Genomic DNA, 17,606 nt, shown 5'->3' with positions numbered 1-17,606 from the left:
GCGACCTCGGCGACGACCGCGGGGTCGAACTCCCGGCCGATCACCGCGGCGATCCGCAGGATCTGATCGACGTCCTCCAGTTTTTCGAGCCGCAGGCGGATCAACTCGGAGACCGCCTCGGGCACCGTGTCCAGGGGGAGGCCCTGGGCGAGCAGCTTGACGCACTCGCGGACGCAGAAGGGGTTGCCTCCGGTGCTCTCCGCCAGCTGCCGGGAGGTCGGCGCGTCGATCTCCACGCCCAGGTCGGCCGCGATGGCCCGTACCGCGTCGGCGGTGAGGCCGGTGAGCCGGAGGCGGAGCAGGTCGTAGCGGGCCAGGCGCCCCAGCAGATCGTCCAGGCGGGTGCTGGGCGGGGTGTCGCGGAAAGCGACGACCACCGTGAGCGCACCGTCCTTCAGTGACCCGCCGGTGAGCGTGACCACGTCTTTGAGCAGCTTGAGCGAGGCCGAGTCGGCCCACTGCAGGTCGTCAAGAATGACTACAAGAGAGTGGGTTCGCGCGGCCGTGACCAGCCACCGGGCGATGGCCTGGCTCCGGCGGAGCAGCGCCGCGTCGGTCGAGCCGGAGGTCCTCTCACCGTCGAGAAGCCCGGCCAGGGCCGCCCGGTCCGGCGGCGGGCAGTGCCGCTCCAACGCCTCCAGGACCTGGATCCACGGCCACAGCGGGGGCGTCCCCTCGGCGTCGTGACAGCCTCCCCAGAGCACGACGTGACCGGGGGCGGTGGAGCAGTGGCTCTGGAACGCCTCCAGCAGGCAGGTCTTCCCGATACCCGGCTCGCCGCTCACCGCCGCGACGGCCAGACCGGCCCGCGCGGCACGGTCCGACAGCGCCACCAGCTCGGCGAGCTGGCCGTCGCGGCCGCGCTGCGTACAGTCGCGGCCGCGCGGCGTCCACCGCGGCGCGGTGACGGACGGCGCCGCGGTGGGCGGCGTGACGGCCTTGACGGGTGCGAGGGAGTCGACCTGCTGGAGGATGTCGTTCTCCAGGGCCCGCAGCTCAGGCCCGGGGTCGAGACCGAGCTGGTCGGCCAGCAGCTCACCCACGCGGCGGAGCACGGCCAGCGCCTCGGCCTGGCGTCCGGTGCGGTACAGGGCCAGCGCGAGCAGGCACCAGAGCCGCTCGCGCAGCGGGTTCGCGACCGTCTCGGCTTCCAGGTCCGTGATGACGGTCTGCGGGCGGCCGAGGTCCAGCAGCGCCTGGGCGCGCCGCTCGATCGCGACCAGGCGCAGCTCGCGCAGGCGGTTCACCTCCGTGGTCGCCCACGGCTCGTCGGCGAACTCACCGTAGGGGGTTCCGCGCCACAGCCCCAGCGCCTCGTCCAGGGTGGCGAGCGCCGCCCCGGACGAGCGGAACTCCGAACGGCTCACCAGTTCCGTGAAGCGGCACGCGTCGACGTTCGTGGCGGCGAGCAGGTAGCCGGGCGACCGTCCGATCAGCAACCGGGACCGGGCGCGCGGGCCGCGTTCGGGCTCGATCGCCCGGCGTAGGGCGGACACGTACGATTGCAGCGTCGCCAGGGCGCTGGGCGGGGGCGCGCCGCCGTACAGGTCGTCGATCAGGGTGTCCGCGGAGACCACCGTGCCCTGCGCGGCCAGGAGCCGGGCCAGGACCGCTCGCGGGCGCCGCCCGCCGATGCCGACCGGGGCCCCGCCGTCGTCGTAGACCTCTATGGGACCGAGGACCTGGAACTCCACCCTTACCCACTCACAGCTCGACACGGCTGTGCGGCCGGACGGGTCGACGCCCGATCGCGCAGCCGATGATGGCGATCATGTCATATCGGAGCCTATGCGGACCTTGTTCCTGCCCGGCCCCACCGCTCGGACGATAGGTCCCCGCCCCGGCCCGGGTCGTCCCCTAGCCGGGCGATTCGAGATCCCCCATGCGAGGGAGCGGGTGCGGCCCGCGCGGGTCAGCTCCCGAGCGGGCCGAACCCGTACCGTCCGTGGAGGCGGACGAACCTGGCCAGCGTCAGAACCTCCCGACGTTCCAGCCCGGTGGCGGTGCGCTCGAACAGGACGACCTCCTCCTGACCTCCCGTCCCGATGGGCTGCACCAGGCGGCCACCGGGCCGGAGCTGTCCGACCAGTGGCGGGGGGACCTCGGGGAACGCGGCCGACACGACGACGGCGTCGTACGGGGCGTGATCCGGCGCTCCGCAGCTGCCGTCCCCGACGAGCAGCTCGGCGTTGCGGACGCCCTGCCGGGCGAGATTCCGCCGCGCCCGCCGGGCCAGGTCCGGCCGCAGCTCGACGCTCACGACGTCGGCGGCCAGGCGGGCGAGCAACGCGGTCTGGAAGCCGAGACCGGTCCCGATCTCCAGCACGTGCTCGTGCCCGGCGAGACCGAGACCTTCGATCATCCTCGCCGAGAGCGAGGGCTGCGTGGTCACCTGCCCGTGCCCGATCGGGATGGGCGTGTCGTCGTAGGCGTCCGCGGCGTGACCGGCCGGGACGAATCCCGCTCGCGGGATCGCGAGCACGGCCCGGAGCAGGCGCTCGTCGCGGACGCCCGCCGCCCGGACGGCGCGGACGAGCTCTTCGGGACCGGTCACGCGGACCGTCTCGATCGCGGCTACTCGAGGTGTCCGGCCGGGTGCTGCGGCTCGTTGATCGCGCTGGCCACCGGCCGCAGGAGGTCCGTGGTGACCTGATGGACCCGGAGGAGCAGGTCGTCCACGGTCACCATGCCGATGACGACTCCCCCGTCCACCACGGGCAGCCGCCGGAACGGGTGCCGCCGCAGCACGTCGAACGCGATGTCCAGATCCTCGTCCGGACGCACGGTGACCGGGTCGGTGGTCATCGCCCGGCTGACGGGCGTGTCGCCGTCACTCCCCCTGGCCAGCACGCGGAGAGCGAGATCTCGATCGGTCACCACGCCGATCACGCCCTGCCCGTCCGACACCACGACGCAGCCGACACCGGAATAGTCCATGTGCTTGGCGACATCGCGCACCGCGATGAACGGCGGTACGACCACCGCCGGCGTCGACATCAATTCCCTGATCTTCATAACCGCTCCCCCCGCTCGCGGCCGCCCCTTCCCCGGGTGCGTGGCCTCGGGGAGAAGCCCGGCCCCGTCCGCTCCTCCCGCACGGGCTTACTGCCCACTGTCCGCCGGTCGGCCGGGTGCCGCCAGGGCCGTTCGGCCCTTCGTCACGCGCGGCTCGGACGATGTCGGCGAAGTCGAGGACGCCCTGGCTCAGGGGGAGGAACCGCACCGGGTCGAGGTGGGCGTCCTTGAGGCGGACGTGGCGGGCCCGGTCCGGGTCACGGCTCGAACATCCCGTCCTCGATCCGGTAGGTCCTGGTCCACGTGGCGCCGCAGTGGCAGCGGGACAGCTCGATCAGGACCCCGTCCTCGGTGATGGACAGGCCGTCGTCGAGGCGGACGTGAACGTGCTTGCTCATGGCGGATCGACTTTCGCATGGTCGTTCTTTGCTTCAGCCGGGCGCCGGGTGCGAATCCCTTGGCGTTCGCCAGAGCGGAAGCTGCGCCGACCGGCCTTGCGCTAGATGAGGACTTTCCTCACCCTTACCCAAAATATGCGATTACCAGGACAAATGTCTCATCACCGGCGAGAAGGACGTGACCCGCCGGGGACCGGCCCACGGCGTGAGGGAGCACGGAGTCCCGCGGACGAGGCCCCGCGAGGGCGACCGCGGCGTCGCCGCGACGCGGTCGCGCACCCGGGCCGCGCAGGACGCGGCGTGGGCGGTCGCGTCGCCCGGTCCCGGGACGGCCGGTACGGCTCCCTCAGCGGCGAAGCGCGGCGAACAGCACGTAGCTGACCTGCGGGATCTCTCCGAAGCACCGGTACATCTCCCCGCAGTCGGCGAGTTCCTCACCGGTCTCGCCCCCCACCTCGGCGGCGGAGACGGGGAGGATCTCACCCACGAGGCTGAAGGAGCGGCTGATGTTGGGCCAGATGTCCTCGAACTCCTCGATCTTCAGTCCGGCCCGGTCCGCCTGCTCCCGAAGCTCGTCGGCGGTGGTGAGGAAGTGGACGTGGAACATCCGGCAGAAGCGCTCCACCACGGCCGCGTCGTCACCGGCGAGGGGACCGCTCAGGTACCAGTCGGCCACCACCAGCCGGCCGCCCGGACGCAGCACCCGGGCGATCTCGCCGAAGGCCGCCGCCGGGTCCTCCATGTGCACGATCGACTCGATGGCGTACGCGGCGTCGAAGCAGGCGTCGTCGAAGGGGAGCCGCATCGCGTCGGCGAGCCGGAAGTCCGCCCGCCCCGGGCCCTCCCCGGCTTCGGGACGGGCCTGGCCGAGCTGCACCTGGTGCTCGCTCAGGGTGATCCCGCTGACGTGGACGTCGTGCCCCGAGGCCACGCGCGCCGCGGGCCTGCCGTTGCCCGATCCCACGTCCAGGACACGCTGCCCCGGGGTGAGCATGAGGCGCTCGGCCACCAGGTCGGTGAGGCGGTCCGTCGCCTCGGTGACGGATGTCCGGTCGTTCTCGTCCGACCAGTAGCCGACGTGGAGGTTGCCGCCGAGCGCGCCGGCGCACGAGTCGGTGAGCCGGTTGTACATCTCGCCGATCACCGCGGGTGAGGACTTCTCTTCCTGCCGGGTCATACCAGCCTGCCTCTCAAAACGATCTCCATGAGATTCCGCGCCGGAAAGCCCCGGGGAGAACACGCCCGCCCGGCCCCCGCGGCCGGCGGTCATGACCGGACGAGAGCGCGTGGCCGCCCATCACCGACCCGTGGAGAGACCATGGGGCAAACGCTCACCGAGCGGCGTTCCCGGCCCGCGCACCGTTTCCATGTGCGGTCGTCACACTACTCACAGTGATCATCGGGGAAAGTCGTGCCACCCGGACCCCTTCGGTAGATCTTTGCCCACGGCACCCGTGGTCCCGGGCCGCCACCAGATCTTGCCCGGTGTTTGGTGCGCGAGAAGTGGAGGTCTCCGGCGTCCGCGTGCCACGGTGGGGCGAGGAGGCAGGATGTGTTCCACATATACGGTCCGGCGCCCTGGATCGCGTTCTCGATCGTCAGCGGGATCGACGTCCGCCACGCCGCGCGAGGTGTGGAAGACCCCTCTCTCCCGGAAGAGGATCGCCCGGCGTTTCGCGTCGTCCCGGCCCTGACGGGAGGTGTCCCACCATGACCCCGTTCTACCTGCGGGGGTTCCTGGCCCCGGTACCCGACGAGATCGACGCCTTCGACCTGCCGGTGAGCGGGGCCCTGCCACCGGCGCTCACCGGCCGCTACTTCCGCAACGGCCCCAACCCGCTTCCCGGGCGGGACCCCGGCCACTGGTTCACCGGCCCCGGGATGGTGCACGGGGTGCGGCTGCGCGACGGCCGCGCCGAGTGGTACCGCAACCGGTGGGTGCGGACCAGCGCGTTCACCGACGGGGCGCCGTTCGTCCGCGACGACCTCTCCGTGGACCTGGCCGCGGTGCCCGCCAACACCCACGTCGTCCCGCACGGCGACCGGATCCTCGCGCTGGTCGAGAGCGGCCTGCCGTACGAGCTCACCCCCGGACTGGAGACGGTCGGCCCGTGCGACTTCGGCGGGCTGCTCACCACCGCCATGACGGCCCACCCCAAACGCGACCCGGTCACCGGCGAGTTGCTGTTCTTCGGGTACGGTTTCCGGCCGCCGTACCTCACCTACCACCGCCTGTCGGCGGACGGGAAGCTGGTGGAGAGCCGGGAGGTCCCGGTGCCCGGCCCGACGATGATGCACGACTTCGCCATCACCGCCGGGCACGTCGTCTGGCTGGACCTGCCCGTCGTGTTCGACCTGGGGCTCGCCGCCGGGGGTGACATGCCGTACCGGTGGGACGACCGCCACGGCGCGCGCCTGGGGATCATGCCGCGCACCGGCGAGACCGGGGTGACCTGGTTCGACATCGACCCGTGCTACGTCTTCCACACGGCCAACGCCCACGAGGACCCCGCCGGCCGCGTCGTGCTCGACGCCGTCCGCTACACCCCCGCGGCGTTCACCGCCCTCTGGGAGAGGATCGGCGGCAGCGCCGACCCCGCCGCCGCGGCGGCCGCGAAGGGGGTGGCCCGGCTGCACCGGTACGTGCTGACCCCCGGTTCCGGGGCGCGTGAGGAGCGGCTCGACGACCTCGACGTGGAGTTCCCCACGCTGAACGACCGCCGCACCGGTGACCGCAACCGCTACCTGTACGCGGTCTCCCCCGAGGCGATCGTCAAGTACGACCTGCGGACCGGGGCGAGCACCGTCCACGGGGTCGGCCCGGACCGCATGCCGGGCGAGGCGGTGTTCGTCCCCGACGGGCAGGCACGGGACGAGGACGGGGGCTGGCTGCTGTCCGTCGTCACCGGCGGGCCGGGGGTCGGCTCCGAGCTGCTGGTCCTCGACGCCGCCGGCCTGTCCCCGGTGGCCTCGGTACGGCTGCCGCGGCGCGTCCCCGCCGGTTTCCACGGGTCCTGGATCCCGGACACCTGACCCGGCCCCGGGCCCGGCCCGCGCCGAGGGGAGCCGGGATCCCCGGCCCGGTGGGGCGGGTCAGTTGGTCTGGGTGTTGGGCAGATGGTCGCCCACGTGGCCGACCCAGATCTTGCCGGTCCGGCCGCCCGAGTCGTCGTGGAAGTGGATCCGCGGGGCGGGACAGCCGCCTTTCCGGATTTTGATGTGGGCTTCCATCAGGACCTTCCCCGAGGGGTGGACCTCCTCGGGGACGGTGAAGGTCCGCTTCGTGCTGTACTTTCCGTTGGTGGTGACGGTCCGGGATTCGCTCATGGCGACCATGCCCGCGGGGATCGCCAGCCCGGCGGCGCTCCTGCACCACTCGTAGAAGCCCCCGGCGAACCCGCCCGCGGACCTGGCTCGGGCGAACGCGTCCAACGCCCGCAGGGCGTCCCAGGTCTTGGCGGCCCAGACCCGCGCGAGCACGGGGTAGGCGAGATCGAGTTTCGCGGCCTCCGCGTCCGTGTCGCCGATCTCCACGTGCGCGAGCGTCTCCCGGGCCATGCCCAGGGTGTCCATGAGGCTCGTCGGCTCGAAGGCCGGTTCGCCGGCGGGCAGACCGAAGACGGGCTGACCGGCCTCGGCCAGCCTGGCCTCCAGCCAGCGGACGCGCTCCTCCAGCTTGCGGGCGCCCGCGACGGCCTCGGCGTACTCCTGCTGGAGCACCTCGTGCTCGGTGCGGAGCAGATCGGGCCGCCCGGCGGACCGGTCGTCCCCGCCCTCCCCCGCCGGGGCCGGCGGCCCACCACCGGCGTGCCGTACGGCGACCAGGTCGCGCAGCGCGGCGACGTGCGCGCCGAGGGTGTGTATCCGGCGCAGGATCTCCCGGCTCTCCGAACCGCTTCCCGCCGCCGACGCCGCGAGGTCGAGCGCCGTCTCGATCTCTCCCCGCAGGTCCCTGGTGACGACGTCGGCGACCGCCCGGGCGAGCCGGCCCGCCTCGACGCCGGGCTGCGCGGACGGTGCGGTCGTGGCGGGCCCCGGTTCCGGCACCGGGGCGGTCGAGGCGGAGGCGGTATCCGCGATCTCCCGGGCCTCCCGGGCCTCCCGGGCCTCCCGGGCCTCCGGGGTCTCCTCGGTCTCCGGGGCTGCGGGAGGGCCGGTCACGGCCCCGGGGTTCCCGTTCCTCGCCAGCATCCAGCGGCGCAGTTCCGCGCCGAGGCGCGTGCCGGTCGGCGCCGGCCTCGGCCTGGCCGCCTCGACGATGTCGCCCGGCCGGGCCCTGCCCGCCAGGATCCTGGAGACGACCTGGTAGGTGCGCTCGACCTCGTCGGGCAGGGGACGCCGCGCGGTCTCACCGATGGCGCCGTCCACCACCAGGTCGAGGGCCTCGCCACCCTGCTTGCGGATCATCGGCCCGCCTGTCGTGCGGTGCCGGTATGGGTAACCCTCGGCGGCGGGGTCGAAGGGCGCCACGTAGGTGCGGACGCCCCCGCCGAACACGCCGAGCTCCGCGCCCACCGCCTCGTTGAAGCACCGCTGGGCGCGCAGGTCGGCGAAGCGCACGACCAGGCCGGCTCCGGCGATCGCGCCGGCCAGGCGGTCGGCCCTCGTCCTGGCGGCCTGCGCGTCCCCGGGATCCACCGAGACGACCACCACCGGCACCCGGCGGCCCGGCTCGGAGAGCGTGCGGATCAGCAGGTGGACGTGGTCCTCGTCGATCGTGTCGGCCTCGTCCGTCAGGTGCACCGCCCCGTCGGTGATCTGCGCGGTCCGCAGGTAGGCCTGGACGAAGCCGGGGGCGTGCCCGGCACCGGTCTCACCGTTCTCCTCGACCCGGACGACGACCCAGCCGGTCATCCCCGGCACCGACTCCGCGTAGGTGACCTGTGTGCGCAACACCCCCCTCCCGCGGTCTTCATCCAGGACGTAGCGGCCGCAGCCGTTCCCGCGGTCCATGCGGACCCTGACGCCGTCCGCCTCGGACGCCTGCGACGGCTTGCCCGCCGAAGGGGCGGGGAGGCCCTTGGTGACGAGCCATTCTCCGAAGGTACGGCGGAGCCGGAGGGAGATCGGGGCGGTCCTGTCGCGGAGGACCGCTTGGTAGAGGCGGTTCGTGTTCGAGGGCATGGGATGCGTCGTCCAGGTATGCGAAAACACGGCTCGCCGCCGGGACGAGCCGCGGCGGAAGTGGTCAGGTGAGGCGCTCGGCGGGCACCCGGGCCCCGTGGTGGAGGGCGCGTGGCCCGCCGGCGGGGCCGCGTCCGGAGCCGCGGTGGAGGCCGCCGGCGGCGTCCAGGAGGTGGTGGCGCGTGACATGTGCCGGGAAAATGGACACAGCGGTCTCCTGGTGGTCGGGGGAGAAGCCATCAGATCACGAACGCGTCCGCCGCGGCGGCGGATCGCGGAAACGCACCGCCCGGACGGCGGACCATCCGGCCGCTCCCCTCACCGCGGTGTCCGGCGCCGCCCGGGGTCGCCGCCGGGACGCGGCGCCGGTGCGCCGCGCGGAGGGGGTGCGTCACAGCGCGTGGTGAGGCATCATCACGGTAACCGTTCCCGGGTTTTGAGGCAGGCCCATGGAAGGAAGCCAGACACTGCGTCGGCACCGTACCCGCCTGGAGCTGGAGTGGGCACGCTGGCTCGAAGGCGGGCACCCGCGTGCGCACGGGCCGCTCCGGGAGGAGATCGTCGACTCCTGGAGCAGGTCGATCGCGACGGTCCGGCCCGAGCAGGGCAGCGCGCCCGAGGCCGGGGAGGCCCGTCACCGCTGGCGGCACTCGCCGCTGCGCGAACCCCTGGCCGCGGTCGCCGGGGAGTTGCGCGCCATCGCCGACGACGGCGGCTTCATCGCGGCGGTCACCGACGAGACCGGCACCATCATGTGGACCTGCGGCGGCCGGGTCATGCGGCGCCGGGCCGAGGCGGTGAACTTCGCCCCCGGAGGCCGCTGGGACGAGCAGGCGATGGGCACCAACGCGCTCTCCCTCGCGCTGCGCACCGGCCGCCCGACCCGGGTGTTCTCCGCCGAGCACCTGGTGCGGGCACTGCACGGGTGGGTCTGCTACTGCGCCCCGATCCGGGCTCCCGGCGGCCGGATCCTGGGCGTCCTCGACCTGTCGAGCACCTGGGAGCGCTCGCACCCGCTGGCCATGCCCGCGCTGCGCACCCTGGTCGGCGCCATCGAGGACCGGCTGGCCGAGCGGCTGGGCCCCGCGCTTCCCGGCGTCCCCGCCGGCCCGCCGCCCATCGGCGGCCCCGGTCCGCTCGGCGCGGGCGGCCCGGCCCCGCCCGGTTCGAGCGGCTCCGGCCTGCGGCTGCGCGCACTCGGCGAGGCGGAGCTGACCCGTGACGGAGTCCCCGTGCGGCTGCGCCCGCGTCAGCTGGAGATCCTCACGCTGCTCGCCCTCGAAGGGTGCGAGGGCTCCGGCGGACACGGCGGGCGCGGCATGTCCCCCGAGCGGCTCCGGGACGAGCTGTACGGCGAGCGGCACGTCACCCCGGCCACCCTCAAGGCCGAGGTCTCCCATCTGCGGCGGGCCCTGGCGGGCGCGCTGGCCACGCGGCGCTACGAGCTGACCGAGCCGGTCGGCTGCGACGCCGTCGAGGTGCTCGCCGAGCTCCGCGCGGGCCGCGTCGAGGAGGCGGCCCGGCGCTACGGCGGCCCGCTGCTGCCGTGGTCGGACGCGCCCGGGATCCGGACCTGGCGCGAGCACATCGAGGTCGCCGTGCGCGAGGCCGTGCTCCGCTGGGGCGGTCCCGGACCGGTGCTCCGCCTCGGCGAGCTGCACCCGTACGACCTCCAGGTGCATGAGCGGGCCCTGGCGATCCTCGCGCCCGACGACCCCCGCCGGGCGGTGGCGCTGGCCCGCTACCACACGGCGCGCGACGACTGATCCGGCCGGCCGGAGGGCCGGCCGGTCACGCGCGGAGCACCGGCGCCGGCTCCGCGCGCCGGAACGCGAGCCCACCGCGGCCGGTCACGCGCGGAATGCCGGCCTTCCGCCGGGGACGCCGACCTTCCGCCGGGGACGCCAACCTTCCGCCAACCTCACCCCTTCATCGTTGGCCGTGTTACGACCATGTGAAGGAGAGCGAAACCATGGTTTACGCAGCGCCCGGCACCGAAGGCGGCATCGTCGGCTACGCCTCCCAGTACGACAACTTCATCGGCGGCGAGTGGGTGCCCCCCGTCGACGGCGCCTACTTCGACAACCTCAGCCCGGTCACCGGGCAGGTCTTCACCAGGGTGGCGCGCTCCACCGCCGCCGACGTCGAGCTGGCGCTGGACGCCGCCCACAACGCGGCCGACGCCTGGGGACGCACGTCGCCGGCCCAGCGGGCGAACATCCTCAACCGGATCGCCGACCGCATCGAGGAGAACCTCGAACGGCTCGCCGTCGCCGAGACCTGGGAGAACGGCAAGCCGGTACGCGAGACGCTCGCCGCGGACCTGCCGCTCGCCGTCGACCACTTCCGCTACTTCGCCGCGGCCGTCCGCTCCCAGGAGGGCGGCATCAGCCAGCTGGACGACGACACCGTGGCCTACCACTTCCACGAGCCGCTCGGCGTGGTGGGCCAGATCATCCCGTGGAACTTCCCGATCCTGATGGCGGTGTGGAAGCTCGCGCCCGCCCTGGCGGCCGGCAACTGCGTCGTCCTCAAGCCCGCCGAGCAGACCCCGGCCAGCATCCTGCTGCTGGTGGAGCTGATCGCCGACCTGCTCCCGCCGGGCGTGGTCAACGTCGTCAACGGGTTCGGCGCGGAGGCCGGGCGCCCGCTGGCCTCCAGCCCGCGCGTGGCCAAGGTGGCCTTCACCGGGGAGACCACCACCGGACGGCTGATCATGCAGTACGCGTCCGAGAACATCATCCCGGTCACGCTGGAGCTGGGCGGAAAGAGCCCCAACATCTTCCTGCCCGACGTCGTGGCCGCCGATGACGACTTCCTGGACAAGGCCGTCGAGGGCTTCGTGATGTTCGCCCTGAACCAGGGCGAGGTGTGCACGTGCCCGTCGCGGGCCCTGATCCATTCGTCCATCTACGAGGAGTTCATGGGCCGGGCGCTGGAGCGGACCAGGGCCATCGTCGGCGGCAACCCGCTGGACCCGGCCACCATGATCGGGGCCCAGGCGAGCAACGACCAGTACGAGAAGATCCTCTCCTACATCGACATCGGCCGGCAGGAGGGCGCCGAGCTGCTCACCGGGGGCGGCCCGCGCACGGTCCCGGGCTTCGAGGGCGGCTACTACATCGAGCCGACGGTTTTCCGGGGCACCAACGACATGCGGATCTTCCAGGAGGAGATCTTCGGGCCGGTCGTCTCGGTGACGACCTTCGACTCGGAGGACGAGGCCCTGAAGATCGCCAACGACACCCTGTACGGCCTGGGCGCCGGGGTGTGGACCCGCGACGGGAACACCGCCTACCGGTTCGGCCGGGCCATCAAGGCCGGGCGCGTGTGGACCAACTGCTACCACGCCTACCCGGCCCACGCCGCGTTCGGCGGCTACAAGCAGTCGGGCATCGGCCGCGAGAACCACCGGATGATGCTGGACCACTACCAGCAGACCAAGAACCTCCTGGTCAGCTACTCGCCCAAGAAGCTCGGCTTCTTCTGATGCATCGGACGGAGCCGAGCTCCACCGGCGAGCCGCACCCGCCCGCGCCCGCGCCCGCGGAAACGCAGACGCAGACGCAGACGCGTGGAGAGAAGCGAATCCCCGCGAAGACGCACGGGCACGGGGAAACGCAGACGTCTTCGAAGACGCAGGCGCACGGAGAAACGGAGACGTCCGAGAAGACGCGGGCGCACCCGCTCCGCGTGGAGCGGGTGCGGCTCGGCCCCGCCGCCGAGGAGCTGCTGGACCGGCTCCGGCGGCGGCACGGCCCGCTGATGTTCCACCAGTCGGGCGGCTGCTGCGACGGCAGCGCGCCCATGTGCTATCCGAGGGGCGAGTTCCGGGTCGGCGCGGCGGACGTGCTCCTGGGCGTGGTGGCCCTGGACACCCCCTTCTGGATCAGCGCTTCCCAGTACGCCTACTGGCGGCACACCCACCTGACCGTGGACGTCGTCCCCGGCCGGGGCAGCGGGTTCTCCCTGGAGGCGCCCGAGGGGGTGCGCTTCCTCATCCGCTCCCGGGTGTTCACCGACGAGGAGGCGCTGCGCCTCCTCGACGAGCCTCCCCTGCCCACCGAGGCCGACGTCTGAGGCGGGCGTCCCCTGGGACACGTGGAGTGTCTTGAGGCGGTGGCCACGCCCGCGGCCACGAGACGCTCCACGACCGGTCCGGCTCCGCCGCCGCACCCGGCGGGCGCCGGGGCGGGGCCGGGGCGACCCGGTGGGCCCCCGGGTGCAGCTCGCCACCGGGTTTCCCGTGCGGTTCGTCCGGCGTCCCGGGACGCCCGCCGCCGGCAGGCCCCGGCGCCCGCGCCGTCAGTCGAGGACGTCGGGCTCCTGCTCGAAGACCAGGTCGGCCAGGAGCCGGAAGTTGTGGCGGGCCATGTTGGCGTTGCCGAACTGGCGGTGCGCCAGCACCGCCTCCTCCCGGCTCATGATGCGGGGCCGCCCGGCGGCGTCGGCCAGGAGCTGCATCTGGCAGGCGCGCTCCATGGCGATGAACCACCAGGTGGCCTCCTCGACGGAGCGGCCGACGGTGAGCAGGCCGTGGTGGCGGAGGATGGCCGCGCGGCGGTCACCCAGACGGGCGGCGATGCGGCGGCCCTCGGCCCGCTCCAGCACCAGGCCCTTGTACTCGTCGAAGACCACGTGGTCGTCGTAGAACGCGCACGCCTCCTGGATGATCGGGTCGAGCGGCCGGCCGAGGGAGGCGAACGCGCGGCCGTGGACGGTGTGGGCGTGGGCCACGGCGGTCACGTCCGGACGGGCGTCGTGGATCGAGGAGTGGATCCAGAACGCGGCCTTGTTGGTACGGCGACCGCCCTCGACGACGTGGCCGCGCTCGTCGAGCAGGAGCAGGTCGCTGACCCGGATCCGGGAGAAGTGGACCGCGTACGGGTTGACCCAGAACCGGCCGGGAAACTCCGGGTCGCGTGCCGTGATGTGGCCGGCGATGCCCTCGTCGTAACCGTACCGGGCGAAGATCCGGAAGGCGGCGGCGAGTTGCCTCTTGCGGTGCAGCCGCTCCTCGGCGACCGAGCCCGCCTGCTCCGGCAGCGCGGGGAGGTCCAGTTCCTCGGCGGGCTCCGGGCCGGTCTCGCGGATCTCGGCACTGGTCTTCATCGAATCTCCTTGAGCGTAGCGGCCCGGGGTTTCAGCCCTGGGAGGGACGTCGACTGCCTGTCCGTCGTGTCGCGTGCCCGAGGCCGCGCCACTCCGGAGTGGACAACCTATAAGGCAATATAAATTGTCTTATAGGCAAAAGACAGTGTGTCCGGAAGGGGAGAACGGGGAGGAAGCCGCCCCACGAGCAATGGCCGTTGCCTCACAGGCGTGTAACCTGCGCCCCATGGAGAACGGGTCCGACATCGACCTCCTGGTCGCCCGGCGGCTGCGGGAGCTGCGTGTCCGCAGCGGCATGACGCTGAACGCGCTCGCCGAGCAGACCGGGCTGTCCGCCCCCCACCTGTCGCGCTTGGAGAAGGGCGAGCGCCAGCCGTCCGTCGGCACCCTGCTCCAGCTCGCCAGGGTCTACGGCGTCTCGGTCAGCGAGCTGGTCGAAGAGCGCCGCGGCGGCGACTACCACCTGCTGCGCGCCGCCGACGCGACGGCGCACCAGGGGCCGGACGGACGCTACACGGTGCTGAGCGGCCCCCAGGCGGGCGTGTCCGTGATGCGCGTGGAGCTTCCGCCGGGCAGGCAGTCCGAGGAGGCCCGGCACGCGGGCGAGGAGTGGCTGCACGTGCTCTCGGGCAGTGCCCGGTTCGTCCTGGACGGCGAGCCCATCCTCCTGGAGGAGGGCGACGCCGTCCACTTCGACTCCGGCCGCCCGCACAGCCTGGCCAACGACGGCGGCGGCACGGCCACGGTGCTGATCGTGTCGACGGCGGCACCCGCGCCCGCGCACCACCCGATGCCGCCCGCGCGCCGGGCGGCCGGACCGGCGGCGACGGCTCGGCGCCCCGCCGCCCCGGACCGCTGACGACCGCAAGGCGACGAAGATCTCCTCTCACGCACGGCCGGGGACCGCGGCGACGACCTCCACTTCGATCAGGAAGTCCGGCGAGAAGAGCGCGGGCACGGCCACGAGCGTGCTCGCCGGCGGGGCCGTCACGCCTTCGCGCAGCGCGCCGATGATGGCGGGCAGCAGGTCGGGCGAGTAGTCGACCACGTAGATGGTCTCCTTCACGACGTCGGCGCGGGTGGCGCCGACCGACGCGAGGCAGGCGTCCAGGTTGCGGGCGATCTGCGCGATCTGCGCGGCGTGGTCTCCCCTGCCGACCGGCTCGCCGTTCTCGTCCCAGGCCACCTGCCCGGAGACGTACGCGATCCGGTGCGGCTCGGCGGTGACCACCTGGGTGATGAGCTGGGGCAGCGCGTGGACGCCGCCGGGGTTGACACGGGTGACGGGCACAGCGGATCTCCTTACTGCGACCGGGCTTCTCCGCCGCGGTCGGATCTCTGGGACGAGGCGGCTCGGGTGGGCCGCCTGAGTGCGGCCGCCCGGACGGACCCCCGAACAGGCTCCCGGACAGGGCCCCCGAACAGGGCCCCGAACAGAACTCCGGACAGAACTCCGGACAGAACTCCGGGCAGGGCCCCGGACAGAACTCCGGACGGGGCTCCGGGCAGGGCTCCGGACGGGCGGGGTCAGGCCGCACCGGGCGCCGGCGGGGCGCACAGCGTGGACAGCGCCTCCAGCGCGGCCGTGCCGGGTGCGGCGTCCGGCGGCTCCTCGCCCGCCCACCACACGTGGCCGTCGGGGCGGATCAGCACGGCTCCGGCCGTCGGCCACCCGGGCCTCGGTGTCCCGGCCGGGACACCGGAGCGGAACTCGACGCCGAGGGAGCGCGCCCGCTCGCCGACCGCCGCCGACGTTCCCCCGGCGGGGCCGCCCCCGGCGCGCGCGGCGCCGGAGAGGTCGAGCAGCAGAGGGCGACCCGCGCGCAGCAGGTCGTACACGCGGACATCGGGGTCTCCCACCAGGTACAGGTCCGGAACCCTGGCACCGGTCAGGGGGTGGGCCGACGGGTCGGCGGACGGGTAGGCGACGTCGAGCGCGGACAGCCGCCCGGCGAGGTCGAGGGAGAGCTCGGGATGGGCGGCGACGAGACGGCTGAGGAGCGAGCGGAGGCCCAGCCCCGCGGGGGAGAACGCGGAGATGATCGCGGTCTGCGCGAGGCTGCTCTCCAGCAGCGCGGCGCCCACCGGGTGCCGCTCGGCGTGGTAGGTGTCCAGCAGGCCGTGCGGTGCCCGCCCCTGGATCTCCGCGGCCAGCTTCCAGCCCAGGTTCATCGCGTCCTGCACACCCACGTTGAGCCCCACCCCGCCGGTGGGGAAGTGCATGTGCGCGGCGTCCCCGGCGAGCAGGACGCGCCCCCTGCGGTACTCGACCGCCTGCCGGGTGGCGTTGCCGAAGCGGGAGAGCCAGACCGGGTCGCGCATCCCGAAGTCCTCACCGGTGAGGCGGATCACCGTCCCCCGGAACTCCTCGAAGGTCAGCTCCGTGCCGGCGACGTCCTGCCGGGCCGGGTCCATTCCGACGAAACGCTGCATCCCACCCGGCAGCGGCACGATCATCACCGCGCCCTCGGCACCGTGCCGGCTGAAGCCGGGCGGCGGCGGGGCGTCGAGACGGACGTCACCGAGGAAGCCGAAGAGCGTGGCGTCGCTGCCGGGGAAGGCGATGCCGGCGGCCTGGCGTACCGTGCTGCCGGCCCCGTCGCAGCCGACGACGTACTCCGCCCGCTCGGCGTAGGGCCCGTCGGGGCCGGTCACCTCCAGGCTCACCGAGGTCTCGTCCTGCCGGAGGCCGGTCACGGTGTGCCCCCGGCGGATCCGGACTCCCAGCTCGGCGGCGTGCTCCTGGAGGATCTCCTCGGTGCGCGCCTGCGGGTAGAAGAGCGTGAAGGGGTACGACGTGTCGAGCGGCCGGAAGTCCAGGCGGTGCTCCAGCCCGCCGAAATGACCGGTCGGAATCTTGATCCCCTCGTCGAGGAACACCTTCTCCAGCCCTCGCATCGCCAGCACCTCGATCGTGCGCGGGTGCACCGTCAGCGCCTTGGAGTGCGGGCTGCGCTCCGTCCGGCGTTCCAGGAGCAGCACGGGCACCCCGGCCCTGCGCAGCTCGCACGCCGCCCAGAGCCCGGTCGGCCCCGCCCCGACGATGATGACCTGTTCCACGACCCCTCCTTGGTCGGTGACCAACAATGGCGACCAGTACACTTGGTCAGTGACCAAAACGCAAGGGGGCGGAGCATGGTGATCACTCGACGCCAGGCCGAGATCGTGGAGGCGGCGCTCGGCCTGCTGGACGACGGGGGCGCCGACGCGGTGAGCCTGCGGGCGGTCGCCGAGCGGCTCGGGGTGCGGCTCAACACGGTCTCCTGGCACGTGAAGACCAAGGCGCGGTTACTGGAGCTGATGGCCGACGCCGTCCTGGCCGGCCTGTCGCTGGAGGACCTGCCGGAGGGGTGGGAGGAGCGGGTGCGCGAGATCGCCCGCCGTTACCGCGGGGCGCTGCTGGCCCACCGCGACGGCGCGCGGATCGTCGTGGGCACCTACGCGGCCGAGGAGCACACCCTGCGCGTCGCCGAGGCGATGGTCGCCTGCCTGCTGGCGGGCGGGCTGCCGGAAAGGGACGCCGCGTGGGCGTGCTGGGTCATCGTGTACTTCACGCTGGGGCTGACCCAGGAGGAGCAGGGTGCGCCCGAGCTCGGGGACGCCCTGGGCGAGGCGGTCTCCCCTGGCGCGCATCCCGCGCTGACGCGGGTACTCGGCCACCTGTCAGGCGGCACGTTCGAGGAGCGCCACGACTACGGCCTCGATCTGATCATCGGGTCGCTGCGGGCGGCCACGCTCGCCGGCCCCGGATGAGGCGCCGGCCCGCCGGTCACCGCGGGCGGGCGCCCGGTGACCGGCCGCCGACGGCCCCGGCCGGCGGCGACGGTGGCGGCGACGGCGGCGCGGGGGGGGGGGGGGGGCCGGGGGGCGGGGTGGCGTCGGTGGGCGGGCGGGGCGCGGGGGTGGGGGGGGCATGGATGGTCGGGGAAGGGCCCGGGGGGGGGAGCCGGGGCAGGG

At 73.5% G+C, this 17,606-nt stretch carries 15 protein-coding genes; 6 read left to right on the top strand and 9 right to left on the bottom strand.

The window, feature by feature from the left end; translation table 11 throughout:
- The 5 genes from ABD841_RS18840 to ABD841_RS18820 form a co-directional block, all read right to left on the bottom strand.
- The coding region (locus ABD841_RS18840) for an ATP-binding protein (RefSeq protein WP_344973171.1) at window positions 1–1,694 on the bottom strand (1,694 nt) is incomplete at its 3' end.
- 218 nt (window positions 1,695–1,912) lie between these two features.
- A complete protein-coding gene (locus ABD841_RS18835; protein ID WP_344973169.1) occupies window positions 1,913–2,554 on the bottom strand; it encodes a protein-L-isoaspartate(D-aspartate) O-methyltransferase in 642 nt (213 codons plus the stop codon).
- Window positions 2,555–2,574: 20 nt separating this feature from the next.
- Window positions 2,575–3,015, bottom strand: a complete 441-nt coding sequence (locus ABD841_RS18830; RefSeq protein ID WP_344973167.1) for a CBS domain-containing protein — start codon at window positions 3,013–3,015, stop codon at window positions 2,575–2,577.
- A 257-nt stretch (window positions 3,016–3,272) separates the two neighbouring features.
- Window positions 3,273–3,413, bottom strand: a complete 141-nt coding sequence (locus ABD841_RS18825; RefSeq protein WP_344973165.1) for a hypothetical protein — start codon at window positions 3,411–3,413, stop codon at window positions 3,273–3,275.
- 346 nt (window positions 3,414–3,759) lie between these two features.
- Window positions 3,760–4,590, bottom strand: a complete 831-nt coding sequence (locus ABD841_RS18820; RefSeq protein WP_344973163.1) for a class I SAM-dependent methyltransferase — start codon at window positions 4,588–4,590, stop codon at window positions 3,760–3,762.
- A gap of 533 nt (window positions 4,591–5,123) precedes the next feature.
- On the opposite strand from ABD841_RS18820, the gene ABD841_RS18815 reads away from it, so the two are divergent.
- On the top strand, window positions 5,124–6,446 hold the full coding sequence (locus ABD841_RS18815; RefSeq protein ID WP_344973161.1) for a carotenoid oxygenase family protein: 1,323 nt from the start codon (window positions 5,124–5,126) through the stop codon (window positions 6,444–6,446).
- 60 nt (window positions 6,447–6,506) lie between these two features.
- Here the strand turns inward: ABD841_RS18815 and ABD841_RS18810 are convergent, their stop codons facing one another.
- Window positions 6,507–8,537: a hypothetical protein gene (locus ABD841_RS18810; protein ID WP_344973159.1), complete on the bottom strand. Its 2,031-nt coding sequence runs from the start codon at window positions 8,535–8,537 to the stop codon at window positions 6,507–6,509.
- Window positions 8,538–8,986: 449 nt separating this feature from the next.
- On the opposite strand from ABD841_RS18810, the gene ABD841_RS18805 reads away from it, so the two are divergent.
- From ABD841_RS18805 to ABD841_RS18795, 3 genes are all read left to right on the top strand, one after another.
- On the top strand, window positions 8,987–10,303 hold the full coding sequence (locus tag ABD841_RS18805) for a GAF domain-containing protein (RefSeq protein ID WP_344973157.1): 1,317 nt from the start codon (window positions 8,987–8,989) through the stop codon (window positions 10,301–10,303).
- Window positions 10,304–10,509: 206 nt separating this feature from the next.
- Entirely contained in the window at window positions 10,510–12,027 is a 1,518-nt protein-coding gene (gene adh / locus ABD841_RS18800) for an aldehyde dehydrogenase (protein ID WP_344973155.1), read from the top strand.
- A gap of 203 nt (window positions 12,028–12,230) precedes the next feature.
- Entirely contained in the window at window positions 12,231–12,617 is a 387-nt protein-coding gene (locus tag ABD841_RS18795) for a DUF779 domain-containing protein (RefSeq protein ID WP_344973153.1), read from the top strand.
- 225 nt (window positions 12,618–12,842) lie between these two features.
- Here ABD841_RS18795 and ABD841_RS18790 read toward each other — a convergent pair whose 3' ends face one another.
- Window positions 12,843–13,649 (bottom strand): class II aldolase/adducin family protein, encoded by an 807-nt coding sequence (locus ABD841_RS18790; protein ID WP_344973151.1) that lies wholly within the window; start codon window positions 13,647–13,649, stop codon window positions 12,843–12,845.
- Window positions 13,650–13,875: 226 nt separating this feature from the next.
- Between ABD841_RS18790 and ABD841_RS18785 the strand changes: the two genes are divergently transcribed.
- The gene (locus ABD841_RS18785) at window positions 13,876–14,508 is read left to right on the top strand and encodes a helix-turn-helix domain-containing protein (RefSeq protein ID WP_344973149.1); all 633 of its coding nucleotides are present in this window, start codon (window positions 13,876–13,878) and stop codon (window positions 14,506–14,508) included.
- Between the two features lie 27 nt (window positions 14,509–14,535).
- On the opposite strand, the gene ABD841_RS18780 is transcribed toward ABD841_RS18785, so the two are convergent.
- Window positions 14,536–14,940 (bottom strand): RidA family protein, encoded by a 405-nt coding sequence (locus tag ABD841_RS18780; protein WP_344973147.1) that lies wholly within the window; start codon window positions 14,938–14,940, stop codon window positions 14,536–14,538.
- A gap of 236 nt (window positions 14,941–15,176) precedes the next feature.
- The gene (locus ABD841_RS18775) at window positions 15,177–16,709 is read right to left on the bottom strand and encodes an FAD-dependent monooxygenase (RefSeq protein ID WP_344973145.1); all 1,533 of its coding nucleotides are present in this window, start codon (window positions 16,707–16,709) and stop codon (window positions 15,177–15,179) included.
- A 75-nt stretch (window positions 16,710–16,784) separates the two neighbouring features.
- Between ABD841_RS18775 and ABD841_RS18770 the strand changes: the two genes are divergently transcribed.
- Complete coding sequence (locus ABD841_RS18770) at window positions 16,785–17,402, top strand: TetR/AcrR family transcriptional regulator C-terminal domain-containing protein (protein WP_344973143.1); 618 nt, start codon at window positions 16,785–16,787, stop codon at window positions 17,400–17,402.
- The last annotated feature ends 204 nt before the right edge of the window (window positions 17,403–17,606 follow it).

This window comes from Streptosporangium fragile, assembly GCF_039534445.1.
Classification (GTDB): domain Bacteria; phylum Actinomycetota; class Actinomycetes; order Streptosporangiales; family Streptosporangiaceae; genus Streptosporangium; species Streptosporangium fragile.
This window is presented reverse-complemented; position numbering and strand designations above follow the sequence as displayed.